This is a genomic window from Pseudomonas sp. PDM17, assembly GCF_014851985.1.
GTDB lineage: Bacteria > Pseudomonadota > Gammaproteobacteria > Pseudomonadales > Pseudomonadaceae > Pseudomonas.
The window spans coordinates 541,196-556,212 of record NZ_JACVAT010000003.1; the positions used below are offsets into that span (position 1 = coordinate 541,196).

General features: G+C 65.8%; 14 protein-coding genes. 2 read left to right on the forward strand and 12 right to left on the reverse strand.

The features are described 5' to 3' along the window. Positions 1-34: 34 nt before the first annotated feature. The 6 genes from IB256_RS12690 to IB256_RS12715 form a co-directional block, all read right to left on the reverse strand. Entirely contained in the window at positions 35-850 is an 816-nt protein-coding gene (locus IB256_RS12690; protein ID WP_192293251.1) for a quaternary amine ABC transporter ATP-binding protein, read from the reverse strand. After that, positions 847-1,701, reverse strand: a complete 855-nt coding sequence (locus IB256_RS12695) for an ABC transporter permease (RefSeq protein ID WP_045215843.1) — start codon at positions 1,699-1,701, stop codon at positions 847-849. The genes IB256_RS12690 and IB256_RS12695 overlap by 4 nt, the downstream gene beginning before the upstream one ends. 62 nt (positions 1,702-1,763) lie before the next feature. Then, the gene (locus IB256_RS12700) at positions 1,764-2,735 is read right to left on the reverse strand and encodes an ABC transporter substrate-binding protein (protein WP_192293253.1); all 972 of its coding nucleotides are present in this window, start codon (positions 2,733-2,735) and stop codon (positions 1,764-1,766) included. A gap of 79 nt (positions 2,736-2,814) precedes the next feature. Beyond that, the gene (locus tag IB256_RS12705) at positions 2,815-4,227 is read right to left on the reverse strand and encodes a purine-cytosine permease family protein (protein ID WP_192402794.1); all 1,413 of its coding nucleotides are present in this window, start codon (positions 4,225-4,227) and stop codon (positions 2,815-2,817) included. A 202-nt stretch (positions 4,228-4,429) separates the two neighbouring features. After that, positions 4,430-6,097 (reverse strand): urocanate hydratase, encoded by a 1,668-nt coding sequence (gene hutU / locus IB256_RS12710; RefSeq protein ID WP_192293257.1) that lies wholly within the window; start codon positions 6,095-6,097, stop codon positions 4,430-4,432. Between the two features lie 459 nt (positions 6,098-6,556). Continuing rightward, positions 6,557-7,570 (reverse strand): ABC transporter substrate-binding protein, encoded by a 1,014-nt coding sequence (locus tag IB256_RS12715; RefSeq protein WP_192402796.1) that lies wholly within the window; start codon positions 7,568-7,570, stop codon positions 6,557-6,559. A 235-nt stretch (positions 7,571-7,805) separates the two neighbouring features. Between IB256_RS12715 and hutH the strand changes: the two genes are divergently transcribed. Further along, entirely contained in the window at positions 7,806-9,335 is a 1,530-nt protein-coding gene (hutH, locus tag IB256_RS12720; RefSeq protein WP_192293261.1) for a histidine ammonia-lyase, read from the forward strand. Between the two features lie 135 nt (positions 9,336-9,470). Here hutH and IB256_RS12725 read toward each other — a convergent pair whose 3' ends face one another. Both IB256_RS12725 and hutC read right to left on the reverse strand, forming a co-directional pair. Continuing rightward, entirely contained in the window at positions 9,471-10,061 is a 591-nt protein-coding gene (locus tag IB256_RS12725; protein WP_192293263.1) for a HutD family protein, read from the reverse strand. Beyond that, complete coding sequence (gene hutC, locus IB256_RS12730) at positions 10,058-10,768, reverse strand: histidine utilization repressor (RefSeq protein WP_151188577.1); 711 nt, start codon at positions 10,766-10,768, stop codon at positions 10,058-10,060. The genes IB256_RS12725 and hutC overlap by 4 nt, the downstream gene beginning before the upstream one ends. Positions 10,769-11,003: 235 nt before the next feature. On the opposite strand from hutC, the gene IB256_RS12735 reads away from it, so the two are divergent. After that, positions 11,004-12,368 (forward strand): formimidoylglutamate deiminase, encoded by a 1,365-nt coding sequence (locus IB256_RS12735; protein ID WP_192402798.1) that lies wholly within the window; start codon positions 11,004-11,006, stop codon positions 12,366-12,368. A gap of 85 nt (positions 12,369-12,453) precedes the next feature. Here IB256_RS12735 and IB256_RS12740 read toward each other — a convergent pair whose 3' ends face one another. The 4 genes from IB256_RS12740 to IB256_RS12755 all read right to left on the reverse strand — a co-directional run bounded on the left by IB256_RS12740 (position 12,454) and on the right by IB256_RS12755 (position 15,001). Then, positions 12,454-13,017 carry a lipocalin family protein gene (locus tag IB256_RS12740; RefSeq protein ID WP_192402800.1) on the reverse strand — a complete coding sequence of 188 codons (564 nt, stop codon included), beginning with the start codon at positions 13,015-13,017 and terminating at the stop codon, positions 12,454-12,456. Between the two features lie 37 nt (positions 13,018-13,054). Then, complete coding sequence (bamE, locus tag IB256_RS12745) at positions 13,055-13,309, reverse strand: outer membrane protein assembly factor BamE (protein WP_081515360.1); 255 nt, start codon at positions 13,307-13,309, stop codon at positions 13,055-13,057. 73 nt (positions 13,310-13,382) lie between these two features. Beyond that, on the reverse strand, positions 13,383-13,988 hold the full coding sequence (locus IB256_RS12750) for a DUF924 family protein (protein ID WP_192293269.1): 606 nt from the start codon (positions 13,986-13,988) through the stop codon (positions 13,383-13,385). Continuing rightward, on the reverse strand, positions 13,988-15,001 hold the full coding sequence (locus IB256_RS12755; protein WP_138213875.1) for a class 1 fructose-bisphosphatase: 1,014 nt from the start codon (positions 14,999-15,001) through the stop codon (positions 13,988-13,990). The genes IB256_RS12750 and IB256_RS12755 overlap by 1 nt, the downstream gene beginning before the upstream one ends. Positions 15,002-15,017: the final 16 nt, after the last annotated feature.

The window sequence follows — 15,017 nt, forward strand, 5'->3', positions numbered from 1 at the left end:
GCGGGGAAGCCCCCTTCCCCGCCGGCGAATGGTGTTACAGCGCGGCGACGCGGCGCTGGACGAAGCGGTCGACGTACTCGTCGGCGGGCTTGTGCAGGATGTCAGCGGGCGCGCCCACCTGGATCAACTGGCCGTCCTTGAGGATGGCGATGCGGTTGCCGATGCGCACGGCTTCATCGAGGTCGTGGGTGATGAAGACGATGGTCTTGTGCAGGGTCTTCTGCAGCTCCAGCAGCTGGTCCTGCATGTCCGCGCGGATCAGCGGGTCGAGGGCGCTGAAGGCTTCGTCCATGAGGATGATGTCGGTGTCCGCGGCCAGTGCGCGGGCCAGGCCGACGCGCTGGCGCATGCCGCCGGAGAGCTGGTGCGGGTAGGACTTCTCGTAGCCCTTCAGGCCCACGGTGGCGATCCAGTGCAGCGCGCGCTCTTGGCACAGTGCCTTGCTCTCGCCGCGGATCTTCAGGCCGTAGGCGACGTTGTCGAGCACGCTCTTGTGCGGCAGCAGGCCGAAGCTCTGGAACACCATGCTGATCTTGCGCCGGCGGAAGTTCTCCAGCGCGGCCGAGTCATAGGCGAGCACGTCCTCGCCATCCACCAGGATCTGCCCGCTGGTGGGGTCGATCAGGCGGTTGAAGTGGCGCACCAGGGTCGACTTGCCGGACCCGGACAACCCCATGATGACGAAGATTTCTCCGGCCTCGATGGACAGCGAGAGGTCGTTGACGCCGACCACGCAATCGGTGGCGGCGAGCACCTCGGCCTTGCTCTTGCCCTGGCGGATCATCGCCAGCGCCGAGTCGGCCTTGGCGCCGAAGATCTTGTAGACGTTCTTGACCTGGATCTTGCTCATTTGCTGGCCTCATGGTGGCGCGAGCGGCCGTAAGCCTGGGTGATGCGGTCGATGACCACGGCGAGGATGACGATGGCGAGACCCGCCTCCAGTCCCTTGCCGACGTTGAGCGTCTGGATGCCCACCAGCACGTCCTCACCCAGCCCACGGGCGCCGATCATCGAGGCGATGACCACCATCGACAGGGCCATCATGGTGGTCTGGTTGATGCCGGCCATGATGCTTGGCAGCGCCAGCGGCAGCTGCACACCGAACAGTTGCTGGCGGCGGTTGGCGCCGAAGGCGGTGATGGCTTCCATCACCTCGCGGTCGACCTGGCGAATCCCCAGGTCGGTGAGGCGGATCAGCGGCGGAGCGGCGTAGATCACGGTGGCGAAGATCGCCGGCACCTTGCCCAGGCCGAACAGCATCAGCACCGGGATCAGGTACACGAAGCTGGGCATGGTCTGCATGATGTCCAGCATCGGCAGCAGCACGGCGCGGAAGCGGTCGCTGCGGGCGGCGACGATGCCTAGCGGGATGCCGATCAGCACCGAGATGATAGTTGCCACCATCATCAGCGCGAGGGTCTGCATCAGCTTGTCCCACAGGCCCACGGCGCCTACCAGGAACAGCAGGCCGACGATGACCACGGTCGGCAGGATGCGCCGGGTGGCGTGCCAGGCGATGCCGGCGACGATGGCCAGCATCAGCCACCAGGGAGTGGCCCGCAGCACGCTCTCCAGGTTGACGATGGCCCACAGCAGGGTGTCGGAGATGTGGCGGAACACGTCGCCATAGTTGGTAACCAGGGCATCGACCCAACCGTTGACCCAGTCGGCGATGGAGAAAGTGAAGCGCTCGGGAAACATGGCACGTACTCGTCAGGAGTGGGCATCGCCGGGGAAGCAGCGCCTCCCCGGATTCGGCGGCGTCAGAGCGCGGCCTGGACCTTCTTCGCAGCGTCCTCGCTGACCCAGGTGGTCCACACTTCCGGGTGCTCCTTGAGGAAGGCCTTGGCCAGTTGCTCGGAGGTGAGCTTTTCCTTGGCCATCTTCGCCAGGTTCTGGTTCAGCAGGTCGATGGGCAGGTTGACCTTCTCCAGCACCGCCACCAGTTCCGGGGCCTGATCGTGGAAGGCCTTGGACAGGCCGACCTGGATCTTCACGTCCTTGTTCACGCCCGGCTCGTCCAGCTTCACCAGGTCGGCCTGGCCCATCAGCGGCGTCGGCGACCAGTAGTAGAAGAGGATAGGCTCCTTGCGCTTGTAGCTCGACAGCACGGCGGCATCCAGCGCCGGGCCGGTGCCGGGGCGGAAGTTGGTGTACTTGTCCTCGAGGCCGTACTTCTTCAGCATCTCGGAGTTTTCCAGCTCGCAGGTCCAGCCGGCCGGGCAGTTGTAGAAGCGGCCCTTGCCCGGCTCTTCCGGGTCACGGAAGACTTCGGAGTACTGCGCAAGGTCGGTCACGGCCTTGAGGTTCGGCGCCTTGGCTTCGATGTTGCGCGCCTTGTCGCCCTCGATCACGAAGCGCGGCACGTACCAGCCCTCGGTGGCGCCGACGATGGGCGCGCCCACGCCGACCACCTTGTTGGCGGCGGCGGCCTTGTTCCAGGCGTCGCTGCGGCCGATCCATTCCTCACTGAAGATCTGGATGTCGTTGTTCGCCAGCGCCTGCTCCATGGTGATGGAGTTGCCCGGCAGGCTGTCGGTTTCGCAGCCGTAGCCGTTCTTCAGGATGATCTGCATGAGGTCGGTGAGCAGCATGCCGCTCTCCCAGTTCAGCCCGGCGAACTTCACCGGCTTGCCACTCTCGCACCAGCCGGCGGCCTGGGCCGATGCCAGGGTGCCGCCCAGCAGACCGGCAGACAGGAACAGGCCCAGCAGCGTCTTCTTGGTGTTGTTCATCTGATGCTCCTAAACGTGAATGAGGTTGGGCAGTGCAAGGGCCGCGAGTGCTTGTGGCCGCGCGGCCGGGCCGGTCTGTTCAGGTGCGGGCCGGCAGGATCAGCCGGTCCGGTACTGCCCGCGTGACGCGGCGGGCGACCGGGTAATAGAGAACGGCCGGAACCACGAGGCCGATGATCCAGGAGATGTCCACGCCACCCAGGGCGTCCACCAGCGGGCCGGTGTAGAACTTGGTGGAGATGAAGGGCAGCTGCACCAGCACGCCGATCACGTAGACGCTGATGCCCGGGATGTTCCAGCGGCCGTAGCGGCCATCGGGATCAGCCAGAGCCGGCACGTCGTAGTGCTCGCGGGTGATGCAGTAGTAATCGACCAGGTTGACCGCGCTCCACGGGGTGAAGAAGGCCAGCAGGAAGAGGATGAAAGACTTGAAGGCGCCGAGGAACGAATGCTGGCCGAGCAGCGCGATCAGGGTCGCGGCGCCGACGATCAGCAGGACGAACACCAGGCGCTGCACGCGGCTCACTTCCAGGTGGCCACGGAAGCCGCTGATCACCGTGGCGATGCACATGAAGCTGCCGTAGGAGTTCAGCGTCGAGATGGTGATCTTGCCGAAGGCGATGCTGAAATACAGCAGCGCGGCGACGGCGCCACTGCCGCTCAGGCCGACGATGTAGGCCACTTCATGGCCGGCGAACTGGCCGTTGGCCCCGGCCGCGGCGAATACGCCGAAGATCATCGCCACCTGCGCGCCGATCACCGAGCCTGCGCCCACGGCGAGGAAGGTCTTCACCGAGGAAGTCTTGCTCGGCAGGTAACGCGAGTAGTCGGCGACATAGGGGCCGAAGGCGATCTGCCAGGAAGCGGCCAGGGACACTGCGAGCAGGAAGCTGCTCCAGCTGAAATGACGAATCTGCAGCAGCGCGCCGACGTCGGTCTGGTTCACCAGGCGGCTGAACAGGTAGATGAAGGCGATCACCCCGATGACACTGGCGATGCGGCCGATCACGTGGATCACCCGGTAGCCGAGCACGGTCACCAGCACGATCACGCTGGCAAACATCAGGATGCCGACGCTGTCGCTGACGCCGAACAGCTGGCCCAGCGCCTGGCCGGACAGCACGGTGCCGGTGGCGGTGAAGCCCAGGTACATCAGACACACCAGCACGATCGGAATGGCCGCGCCGTAGACGCCGAACTGCACGCGGCTGGAGATCATCTGCGGCAGGCCGAGTTTCGGCCCTTGGGCAGCGTGCAGCGCCATCACGCCGCCGCCCAGCAGTTGGCCGATGAGCAGGCCGATCAGCGACCAGAACACATCGCCGCCCAGCACCACGGCCAGGGCGCCGGTGACGATGGCGGTGATCTGCAGGTTGGCACCCAGCCACAGGGTGAACTGGCTGTAGAGCTTGCCGTGGCGCTCGGCCTCGGGGATGTAGTTGATCGAACGCACTTCGATCAGGGGGTTGGAGCTATCACTGGCCTGGGACATCGTTATTGTTCTCCCGAAGGGATTTATTGTCTGTCGATGTACTGCTGCTTCACGGACCGGGCCGCCGCACGACGCCGTGCGGCGGCCCTCTCCCTGGTCCTGAATTTCTGCTGCATGGCAGGACCGTAGGGCGCATAACGCGCCAGCGTTATCCGCCAACACAACGGCGGATAACCTGTTCCAGGTTATCCGCCCTACGCGATTACTTGCCGGTGATCATCGGCAGGTTCAGGCCCTGCTCCTTCGCGCAGTCGATGGCGATCTGGTAGCCGGCGTCGGCATGGCGCATCACGCCGGTACCTGGATCGTTGGTCAGCACGCGGGCAATGCGCGCCGCCGCTTCGTCGGTGCCGTCGCAGACGATCACCATGCCCGAGTGCTGGGAGAAGCCCATGCCCACACCGCCGCCGTGGTGCAGCGAAACCCAGGTGGCGCCGCTGGCGGTGTTCAGCAGGGCATTGAGCAGCGGCCAGTCGGACACGGCGTCGGAGCCATCCTGCATGGCCTCGGTTTCACGGTTCGGGCTGGACACCGAGCCGGAGTCGAGGTGGTCGCGGCCGATCACGATCGGCGCTTTCAGCTCGCCGCTGCGGACCATTTCGTTGAACGCCAGGCCGAGCTTGGCGCGCTGACCCAGGCCGACCCAGCAGATGCGTGCCGGCAGGCCCTGGAAGCTGATGCGCTCGCGGGCCATGTCCAGCCAGCGGTGCAGGTGGGCGTCGTCCGGGATCAGCTCCTTCACCTTGGCGTCGGTCTTGTAGATGTCCTCGGCGTCGCCCGACAGCGCGGCCCAGCGGAACGGACCGACGCCACGGCAGAACAGCGGGCGGATGTAGGCCGGGACGAAGCCGGGGAAGTCGAAGGCGTTGTCCACGCCCTCTTCCTTGGCCATCTGGCGGATGTTGTTGCCGTAGTCGAAGGTCGGGATGCCCTGCTTCTGGAACTCCAGCATGGCTTTGACGTGCACGGCCATGGACTGCTTGGCGGCTTTCACCACGGCTGCCGGGTCGGTCTGCGCGCGGTCGCGGTACTGCTCCCAGGTCCAGCCGGCCGGCAGGTAGCCGTTGAGCGGGTCGTGAGCGGAAGTCTGGTCGGTGACCATGTCCGGACGCACGCCGCGCTTGAGCAGTTCCGGGAGGATTTCCGCAGCGTTGCCCAGCAGGGCGATGGAGATGGCCTTGCCTTCGGCGGTGTACTGGGCGATGCGCGCCAGGGCATCGTCGAGGTTCTTGGCCTGTTCGTCGACGTATCGGCTGGCGAGGCGGAAATCGATGCGGCTCTGCTGGCACTCGATGTTCAGCGAGCAGGCGCCGGCCAGGGTCGCGGCCAGCGGCTGGGCGCCGCCCATGCCACCGAGACCGGCGGTGAGCACCCAGCGGCCCTTGAGGTTGCCGTCGTAGTGCTGACGGCCGGCCTCGACGAAGGTTTCGTAGGTGCCCTGGACGATGCCCTGGCTGCCGATGTAGATCCAGGAGCCGGCGGTCATCTGGCCGTACATCGCCAGGCCCTTGGCATCCAGCTCGTTGAAGTGTTCCCAGTTGGCCCAGTGCGGCACCAGGTTGGAGTTGGCGATCAACACGCGCGGGGCATTGGCGTGGGTCTTGAAGACGCCGACCGGCTTGCCCGATTGCACCAGCAGGGTCTCGTCTTCATTCAGCTCCTTCAGGGTCTCGACGATCTTGTCGTAGCACTCCCAGTTGCGCGCGGCGCGGCCGATGCCGCCGTACACCACCAGTTCCTTCGGGTTCTCGGCAACTTCCGGGTCGAGGTTGTTCATCAGCATGCGCAGCGGTGCTTCGGTCAGCCAGCTCTTGGCGTTCAGTTGGGTGCCGCGCGGGGCACGGATTTCGACGTCGCGGAATTTGGTCACGGAGGGCTCCTTCGCTTTGCTCGGGTCGTTGGCCGTGGGGGCGGCCTGGCGGTTCGTCCGACGGTGTCGAGGGGTCGTCACCATCATGTCTATGCTTGTATGTACAAGTATAAGCAAAGCGAGGGCCAACCTTGGCTGGCGGGGTATCCCAGCAGCCGGAGATTCCTATCAAACTATTGATTTATAAGGAGTAAAAGCGGAATTCGAGTGCTTCGATAACGGCTGACAGCAATCGCTGTCCTTCAGACAATTGCACCAGAAGCAGGCTTCGCTGCACCGTTTCGTTGCGTTCGGTAACACCGCTCGCTACCAAGGGACACAGGTTGTATAGACAAGCTCATTGGAGCGAGATTTAGGCACAGCATCTCCCGGATGCGCCCTCTCCCCCGCCCTCTCCCTGAAGGGAGAGGGTTAGGGAGAGGGAGCCCCTAGCACCCTCAACTTCACCCAGGCACCCGCTCACTTCAACGCCGCATCGATCCTCGTCGCCGCATCGGCCGTCACCCACGTCGACCACAGCTCCCGGTGCTCGCGGAAGAACTTCGCCCGCACGTCCGCCACGTCTCGGTGGTGCTCGGCCATGTCCGCCAGCAGCGCGTTGAACAGCGGCAACGGCAGCTCGACCTTCTCGAACACCTGCACCAGCGCCGGCGCCTTGTCATGGAAGTCGCGGGACACACCGATGCTGATCTTCGCCGGCAGCGAGCGTGATCCCTTGGGGTTGGGATCGTTGGCATCGGTCAGGGTCTTCCACGCCGCCTCGTCGAACGGCGGCTCCTCCAGCTGCACCAGCTTGAAGCGCCCCAGCAGCGGCGTCGGCGCCCAGTAATAGAAGAGCACCGGCTTGCCCTGGGCGATGGCCGAGCTGATCGCCGCATCCAGCGCAGGGCCGGCGCCGGTGCGGAAGTTCACGTAGCTGGCCGTCAGGCCATAGGCCTTGAGCTTCTGCGTGTTGACGATCTCGCAGGTCCAGCCGGTGGGGCAGTTGTAGAAGCGGCCCTTGTCCGGCTCCTCGTCATCCTTGAACAGCGCCTTGTACCTGGGCAGGTCGCTGACGGACTTCAGGTCCGGCGCGGAGGCCTTGATTCCCCGCTTCGCGTCGCCGTGCACCACGTAATCCGGCACCCACCAACCCTCATTCGCGCCCTTCACCGTCTCACCCACGGAGAACACCTGGCCGGCCTTCTCCGCCTGCTGCCAGACGGTGCTGCGCCCGGCCCACTGCTCGCCGGTGACCTGGATGTCGTTCTGCTTCAGCGCGTTCTCCATGGTCACGGTGTTACCCGGCACGGCGTCGGTCTGACAGCCGTAGCCCTTCTCGAGGATGAAGCGCAACACGTCGGTGGTGAACATGCCGCTCTCCCAGTTCAGCCCGGCGAACACCACAGGCTTCGGGTAGGGGCAGGCGGCGAAGGTCTGCGCGCACAGGCCCAGGGCCAGCAGCAGCGCGAACAGGCAACGGGGGGTGGACATGGGCGTCTCCGGGCGCGTCGGTGTCCCATTGGGTTTAGCCGCCGATCCGCGATTTGCCCACGACCATCGGACTGGAAATGCCACCGGCGGTGACATTCACTCCCTCCATGCACCACCGCACGCCAAGGCGAAATGTCGAACCACGCGGCCCTGCGCGCCATGGCATAGCGATTGCTATACCTGTATATACAGGAACGATCCACGGTAACACTTCCACCGAACCCAGGATGCTGACATGTCCGAAACCCTGCTCCTGACGCCCGGCCAGTTCGACCTCGACCAGCTGCGCGCCATCTACCAGCACCAACCCGACCTGCAGCTCGCGGACCATTGCCGCGAAGCCATCCTGCGCAGTGCGCAGACGGTCAGCCAGATCATCGCCGACCAGCGCACCGTCTACGGCATCAACACCGGATTCGGCCTGCTGGCGCGCACCTCCATCGCCGAGGACCAGCTCGCCACCCTGCAGCGCAACCTGATCCTCTCGCACTGCACCGGCACCGGCCCGCTGCTGGACGACGCCAGCGTGGCGCTGATCATGGCGCTGAAGATCGGCTCCCTGGCGCGCGGCTTCTCCGGCGTCGGCCTGCCGGTGATCGAGACACTGCTCAAGCTGTACCAGGCGCGGGTCTACCCGTGCATCCCCTCGCAAGGCTCGGTGGGCGCCTCAGGCGACCTCGCGCCGCTGGCGCACATGTCCTCGACCCTGCTGGGCGTCGGCCAGGTGCGCCATGAAGGGCGCATCCTCGAAGCCACCGAGGGCCTCGCCATCGCCGGCGCCGAACCGCTGGTGCTGGGGCCCAAGGAAGGCCTGGCGCTGATCAACGGTACCCAGGTGTCCACCGCGCTGGCCCTGCGCGGGTTGTTCGCGGCGGAGAAGCTGTTCATCTCGGCCGTGGTCGCCGGCAGCCTGACAGTGGAAGCACTGAAGGGCTCGTTCGTGCCCTTCGATGCGCGCATCCAGGAAGTGCGTGGCCAGCCGGGGCAGATCGCAGTCGCTGCGCTGTACCGCGAGTTGCTGCACGACAGCCCGATCAACCACTCGCACATCGACTGCAAGCGCGTGCAGGATCCGTACTCGCTGCGCTGCCAGCCACAGGTGATGGGCGCGTGCCTGGATCACCTGCGCTTCGCTGCCGGCGTTTTCCTGCGCGAGGCCAATGCCGTTTCCGACAACCCTCTAGTGTTCAGCGCTGACGGCGATGTGCTGTCAGGCGGTAACTTCCACGCCGAGCCGGTGGCCATGGCCTCCGATGTGCTGGCGCTGGCGATCTCGGAGATCGGCGCGCTGTCCGAGCGGCGCATCGCCCAGCTGGTGGACCCGGCGATGTCCGGGCTGCCGGCCTTCCTGGTCAAGGAAGGCGGGCTGAACTCCGGCTTCATGATTGCCCAGGTCACCTCGGCGGCGCTGGCTTCGGAGAACAAGACCTGGGCCCACCCGGCCTCGGTGGACAGCCTGCCGACCTCGGCGAACCAGGAAGACCACGTCTCCATGGCCACTTTCGCCGCCCGCCGCCTGCAGGACATGGCCGGCAACAGCGCCGGCGTGGTCGCCATCGAATTGCTCGCCGCCGCGCAAGGCGTGGACTTCCACGCGCCGCTGCAGAGTTCTCCACAGCTGCAGGAAGTGCGCACGCTGATCCGCAGCCAGGTGCCGCACTACGAGCAGGACCGCTACTTCGCCCCGGACATCGCCGCGGCGCGGGCGTGGGTGGAAGACGGGGTGATGAGCCGCTGGATCGGTTACGCGCGGCTGTACGGCTGATAGATGGCGTTTTACGCCATGCCCGCGAACAGCGCCTGTAAGGCGCTTCTTGCGGACCGTGGAATGGTTGATGGGTATCGCTTCGCTCCACACATCCTGGAAAAGCAAAGGGCGCCTCCCGGCGCCCTTTTCTGTTCAGCGTGCTTCGAGTTCGATCACGCAGATATCCGCACGACCCGCCACTGTCAGCCGCCACTCGCGCAGCGCTCCATCGCCCTCGGCGATCAATGTGTCATGCAGGCCCAGAACTCCGCTGGCCACGCCGTTGAGGCTGATATGGATGCCCTCGCCGGCACTGAACAGCAGCACGGTCGAAGCGCTGCTGAAGAAGTGCGCCGAACCATCGAGCTTCAGCCATTGCAGGCGCGCACGGTAGCGAGCCGGCGAATAGATCAGGTTGAAGTCGCGGATCGCGCCGCCCAGCAGTGTGCAGTCCACCGCGCTCGCGCCATCGAAGGCGAAGGCATCGAGCGCGCGCAGGTCGCGGGAGTCGGCGCCGTCCACCTTCAGCCGCATGCCCTCGCCTTCCAGCACGCTGATGACGCGCTGGTAGCCGGTGAACGCGGAGAACGGGCCCGGTGCACCGACGTCGGCGATGGACACGCGCCAGCCGAAACCTTCCAGGCCGTCGCCGGCGTCGCGGACGATCTCGCGGGTGGTGCCCGCGCCGTTCTTCCAGGGCATTGCCGGATAGTCGGCGGCGCGCAGTAACTTGGTTGCGATCATGAACTGAAACGTCCTTCCAGGCGGTAGCGCGAGCCCGGATACAGCAGGCGCGCGCTGGTGACGGTATTGCGCCCCGACCAAGTGCGCCGGCGTATCAGCAGGCACGGCTCATGGCGGTCGACGGACAACAGCTTGCATTCCTCTGGGCTGGGCAGCACCGCCTCGACCACGTGCTCGCCCTCGCTCAGCGGCGCCACTTGTGTGAGGTAGGCGAACGGCGTTTGCCCGGTGAAATCCTGCTTCATGTAGTCCGGCGCCACGGCTGCGTTGACGTAGCGGTCCTCGATCTGCACCGGGATATCGTTCTCGTAGTGCACGATGATCGAGTGGAAGATGCGCTGTCCTTCGCGCACATCCAGCGCCAGCGCGCGCTCGGCGGTGGCCAGTTCCTCGATCAGGCTGACCACCACGCAATGATGCTTGTGGCCGCGGGCGGTGATTTCCTCGGCGATGTTCTGCACCTGGAACAGCGCCGACTGGCCCTTGGGCTCGGCGACGAAAGTGCCCACGCCCTGCATGCGCACCAGCAGGCCATCGGCGGTCAGCTCGCGCAGCGCGCGGTTGATGGTCATGCGGCTGACGCTCAGTTCCTCGACCAGCTCAGCCTCGGACGGCACGCGGTGGTGCGGCGGCCAGGTGCCGGACTGGATCTGCTGGATGATCAGTTGCTTGACACGGGCATACAGCGGCGCGGGAATTTCCCCCATCTGCGCGGCGAGCGACGAACCCTCGGCGGGCGGGGTAGGCGTGGACGATGCGGGCACGGGAAACTCCTTGTCGTGGCGACGGCTGGTCTGACTCCGGCATGTACCGGATTCGACCGGTGCATACAAGTCCTCTGACGACCGTCGGGTGCCTTGCAGTTTACGGTCTCGGCAAACGTCTGTATATGTATATACAAATTCCCCGCTTATTTAACAAGAACCCTGCGAGGCCCCGCGCATGCCCGTCCTGTTCGCCGAAACCGCCCTGCTGCCCTCCGGCTGGGCGCGCAATGTCCGCTTCGAGATCGATGCCGACGGCCTGTTCACCGCGATCACCCCGGACGCTAGTGCAGTGGGCGCCGAACAGGTTGCCGGGCCGCTGCTGGCAGGCATGCCGAACCTGCATTCGCACGCCTTCCAGCGCGCCATGGCGGGCCTGGCGGAGGTCGCCGGCAACCCCAACGACAGCTTCTGGACCTGGCGTGACCTGATGTATCGCCTGGTCGGCCGTCTGTCGCCCGAGCAGGTCGGCGTCATCGCCCGCCAGTTGTACATCGAGATGCTCAAGGCCGGTTACACCGGCGTCGCCGAATTCCACTACGTGCACCATGACGTCGACGGCAAGCCCTACGCCAACCCGGCGGAACTGGCCCTGCGCGTCAGCCAGGCGGCGACGGACGCCGGCATCGGCCTGACCCTGCTGCCGGTGCTCTACTCCCACGCAGGCTTCGGCGGCCAGGCGCCCAGCGAAGGCCAGCGCCGCTTCATCAACAGCACCGAAAACTACCTGAAACTGATCGACGGCCTGCGCGCGCACCTGGCGACCCGGCCGCAGCAGGGCGTCGGCCTGTGCTTCCACTCCCTGCGCGCCGTGACGCCGCAGCAGATCAGCGAGGTGCTGGGCGCCGACTCCAGCGGTTGCCCGGTGCATATCCATATCGCCGAGCAGCAGAAGGAAGTCGACGACTGCCTGGCCTGGAGCGGCCGTCGTCCATTGCAATGGCTGTACGAGAACGTCGAGGTGGATGAGCGCTGGTGCCTGGTCCACGCCACCCACGCCGAAGCCGACGAAGTGACCGCCATGGCCCGCAGCGGCGCGGTCGCCGGCCTCTGCCTGACCACCGAGGCGAACCTGGGCGACGGCATCTTCCCGGCGGTGGATTACCTCGCCCAGCACGGTCGCTTCGGCATCGGCTCGGACAGCCACGTATCGCTCAGCGTGGTCGAGGAATTGCGCTGGCTGGAATACGGCCAGCGCCTGCGCGACCAACGCCGCAACCGCCTCTACGGCCAGGACCAGCCGATGGTCGGCCGCACCCTGTTCGATGCAGCGCTGGCCGGCGGCGCCCAGGCTCTCGGCCAATCCACCGGCGAACTGGCGGTGGGCAAGCGCGCCGACCTGCTGGTGCTGGACGGCGGCGACCCGTACCTGCAGACCGTCCGTGGCGACGCCATCCTCAACCGCTGGTTGTTCGCTGGTGGCGATCGCCAGGTGCGTGACGTGATGGTTGCCGGGCAGTGGCGCGTCCGCGGGGGCCGGCATGCGCTGGAAGAACAGAGCGCCCGCGACTTCGCCCTCGTGCTCCGCGAGCTGCTGGGCTGATCCTGTCACCCATCCTGCGTCGAGGCTCCCGGTGAAATTCGGGAAAGGCCGGCCATGAAAAAACGCCCCGCGGGGCGTTTTTTCGTCAGGGCGCGGTAGAGGTCTCCCCCGCCCGCCAGATCAGGTCGTCGGTCTGGTAACCGCGCTCGTGAGCCAGCTCCAGCAGCTTCATGCGGGTGGCGTCCGGCACCACCGGTTGGCGCGAGAGCAGCCAGAGGTATTCGCGGTTGGGGTTGCCGACCAGCGCGGTCTGGTAGTCGTCGTCGACATAGAGCACCCAATAATCACCCTTGGCGAGGCCAGGGAAGATCCGCGAGAAGGTGTTGTCGAAGCGCACCCAGAGCTTGTCGGTACGGCCCGGCACCTGCGCCTCGGCGCGGCCGGTGGCCTGGTCCCACTGCCCATCGGTGGTCAGACAGCGGTTGGTCACGGCGACGCTGGCATCGTCCTGCAGGCGGTAGTGAGCTTCGGATTGCGCGCAGTGGCGCTGGAAGAACATCGGCTTGCGCGCCAGCTCGTACCAGGTGCCCTCGTAGCGCTTGAAGTCGACCTGCACGGTCTGCGGTGGCTGCTGGGCGGAGCCCGCGCAGCCACTCAGAGCGGCGAGGCAGGCCAGCCAGGTGAGGGATCGAGGGGTGTATCGACGCATTCTCTCCTCCTTGGCCGCCTGCCCTGCCCGAGTGCTCTTACTTCAAACCCTGGGCGGAGAACAGCAGCACTTTGTCGCCGGCGTACTGGATGCTGATGAAGGCCTTGTCGTCACCCCAGGTGCAGCTGGAAACGCCCAGTGCGCCGGAGCATTCGGTGGGTTTGCCGAGCAGGCTTTCCACTTCAGCCTTGGCCATGCCGGTTTTGATCTTGGAATAGTTCTCCTGGTTCACTTTGCTGCAAGCGGCCAGGACGACACAGAACGCGACGAGCGCGAGGCGGCGGAAGGACATCGACAACTCCATTGTTTTTGGGGGAGGCCAACAAGCTTGGCACAGGGCGACCGGTTCGGCCGCGGGGTTGGAGTCAGAAACGTGAGCCAGGTTCCGTGAGGAACGAAGCTTCTTCAGCCGTGGAGTCGCGGCCGAGAATGGCGTTGCGGTGAGGGAAGCGTCCGAAGCGCTCGACTACCACCTGATGCTTGCGTGCATAGGCGAGGTAGCCGGCGAACAGCACCTTCTCGCTCTCGCTGGATTCGCCCTGCAGGGCTTCATACAGACGCACTGCCTCGTTCTGGCTGGCCAGGTCTTCGGCGTGCTCCAGCACGATGTAGACAAACACCCGCTCGATGCGCGGCAGCTGGCGGTCGAAACCGGCCTGCAGGCCCATGCGCACCAGTTGCTGGGCGCGGGCGTCGCCGGCGTAGGCACGCGGAGAATCGCGGAAGACCATGCGCGGCAGCTGGTCCAGCAGCAGGATCAGCGCCAGCCAGCTCTGCGGCTCGCGCTCCCACTCCTGCAGCCCGCCGTCCAGGGCCTGGCGCACCAGGCCGCCGAAACGGTTTTCCGAATCCACGTCCTGGCAGCCGCTCTTGCCGAACCACAGCGCGTTGCGCTGGGCGGCGACCTCATTGGCATCCAGCGCAGTGCCGAACCACCAGTCGAGCAGGGTCTGCCAAGGCGCGGTACTCATCAGCCTTCCTGGTGGTAGGCGGTGGCGCGCTCGACTTCTTCCTTCGAGCCCAGGAACACCGCAACGCGCTGGTGCAGGCTGTCGGGCTGGATGTCGAGGATGCGCTGGCGACCGTTGGTGGCGGCGCCGCCGGCCTGTTCGATGATGAAGGACATCGGGTTGGCTTCGTACATCAGGCGCAGCTTGCCGGGCTTCTCCGGCTCGCGGGAATCACGCGGGTACATGAACACGCCACCGCGGGTCAGGATGCGATGCACGTCGGCCACCATGGAGGCGATCCAGCGCATGTTGTAGTTCTTGCCCAGCGGGCCTTCCTTGCCGGCCAGCAGCTCGCTGACGTAGCGCTGTACCGGGGCTTCCCAGTGGCGCTCGTTGGACATGTTGATGGCGAATTCGGCGGTGCTGGTCGGCACGGTGATGTTGTCGTGGGTCATCACGAAGCTGCCCAGCTCGCGGTCCAGGGTGAAGCCCTTCACACCGTTGCCCAGGGTCAGGATCAGCATGGTCTGCGGGCCGTAGATGGCGTAGCCGGCGGCGACCTGGGTGGTGCCCGGCTGGAGGAAAGCTTCCTCGCGCAGGCTGTCGTTCTGGCTCAGGTATTCCTGCGGGCAGCGCAGCACGGAGAAGATAGTGCCGACCGAGACGTTGACGTCGATGTTGGAGGAGCCATCCAGCGGGTCGAAGACCAGCAGGTAGGCGCCTTTGGGGTATTTGCCCGGAATCTGGTAGGGGTGGTCCATTTCCTCGGACGCCATGCCGGCCAGATTGCCGGCCCACTCATTGGCTTCCAGGAGGATTTCGTTGGACAGCACGTCCAACTTCTTCTGCACCTCGCCCTGCACGTTCTCGGTTTCCATGCTGCCGAGCACGCCACCCAGCGCGCCCTTGGACACGGCATGGCTGATCTCCTTGCACGCGCGGGCCACCACTTCCACGAGGTGACGCAGGTCGGCCGGGGTGTTGTGACTGCGGGTCTGCTCGATCAGGTAGCGGCTCAGGGTAACGCGGGACATGGAAGACTCCAGGGGA

Coding starts and splice junctions, on each gene's coding strand:
- IB256_RS12690 (WP_192293251.1), bottom strand. CDS start 850: ATGAGCAAGATCCAGGTCAAGAACGTCTACAAGATCTTCGGCGCCAAG.
- IB256_RS12695 (WP_045215843.1), bottom strand. CDS start 1,701: ATGTTTCCCGAGCGCTTCACTTTCTCCATCGCCGACTGGGTCAACGGT.
- IB256_RS12700 (WP_192293253.1), bottom strand. CDS start 2,735: ATGAACAACACCAAGAAGACGCTGCTGGGCCTGTTCCTGTCTGCCGGT.
- IB256_RS12705 (WP_192402794.1), bottom strand. CDS start 4,227: ATGTCCCAGGCCAGTGATAGCTCCAACCCCCTGATCGAAGTGCGTTCG.
- IB256_RS12715 (WP_192402796.1), bottom strand. CDS start 7,570: ATGTCCACCCCCCGTTGCCTGTTCGCGCTGCTGCTGGCCCTGGGCCTG.
- hutH (WP_192293261.1), top strand. CDS start 7,806: ATGTCCGAAACCCTGCTCCTGACGCCCGGCCAGTTCGACCTCGACCAG.
- IB256_RS12725 (WP_192293263.1), bottom strand. CDS start 10,061: ATGATCGCAACCAAGTTACTGCGCGCCGCCGACTATCCGGCAATGCCC.
- hutC (WP_151188577.1), bottom strand. CDS start 10,768: ATGGGGGAAATTCCCGCGCCGCTGTATGCCCGTGTCAAGCAACTGATC.
- IB256_RS12735 (WP_192402798.1), top strand. CDS start 11,004: ATGCCCGTCCTGTTCGCCGAAACCGCCCTGCTGCCCTCCGGCTGGGCG.
- IB256_RS12740 (WP_192402800.1), bottom strand. CDS start 13,017: ATGCGTCGATACACCCCTCGATCCCTCACCTGGCTGGCCTGCCTCGCC.
- bamE (WP_081515360.1), bottom strand. CDS start 13,309: ATGTCCTTCCGCCGCCTCGCGCTCGTCGCGTTCTGTGTCGTCCTGGCC.
- IB256_RS12750 (WP_192293269.1), bottom strand. CDS start 13,988: ATGAGTACCGCGCCTTGGCAGACCCTGCTCGACTGGTGGTTCGGCACT.
- IB256_RS12755 (WP_138213875.1), bottom strand. CDS start 15,001: ATGTCCCGCGTTACCCTGAGCCGCTACCTGATCGAGCAGACCCGCAGT.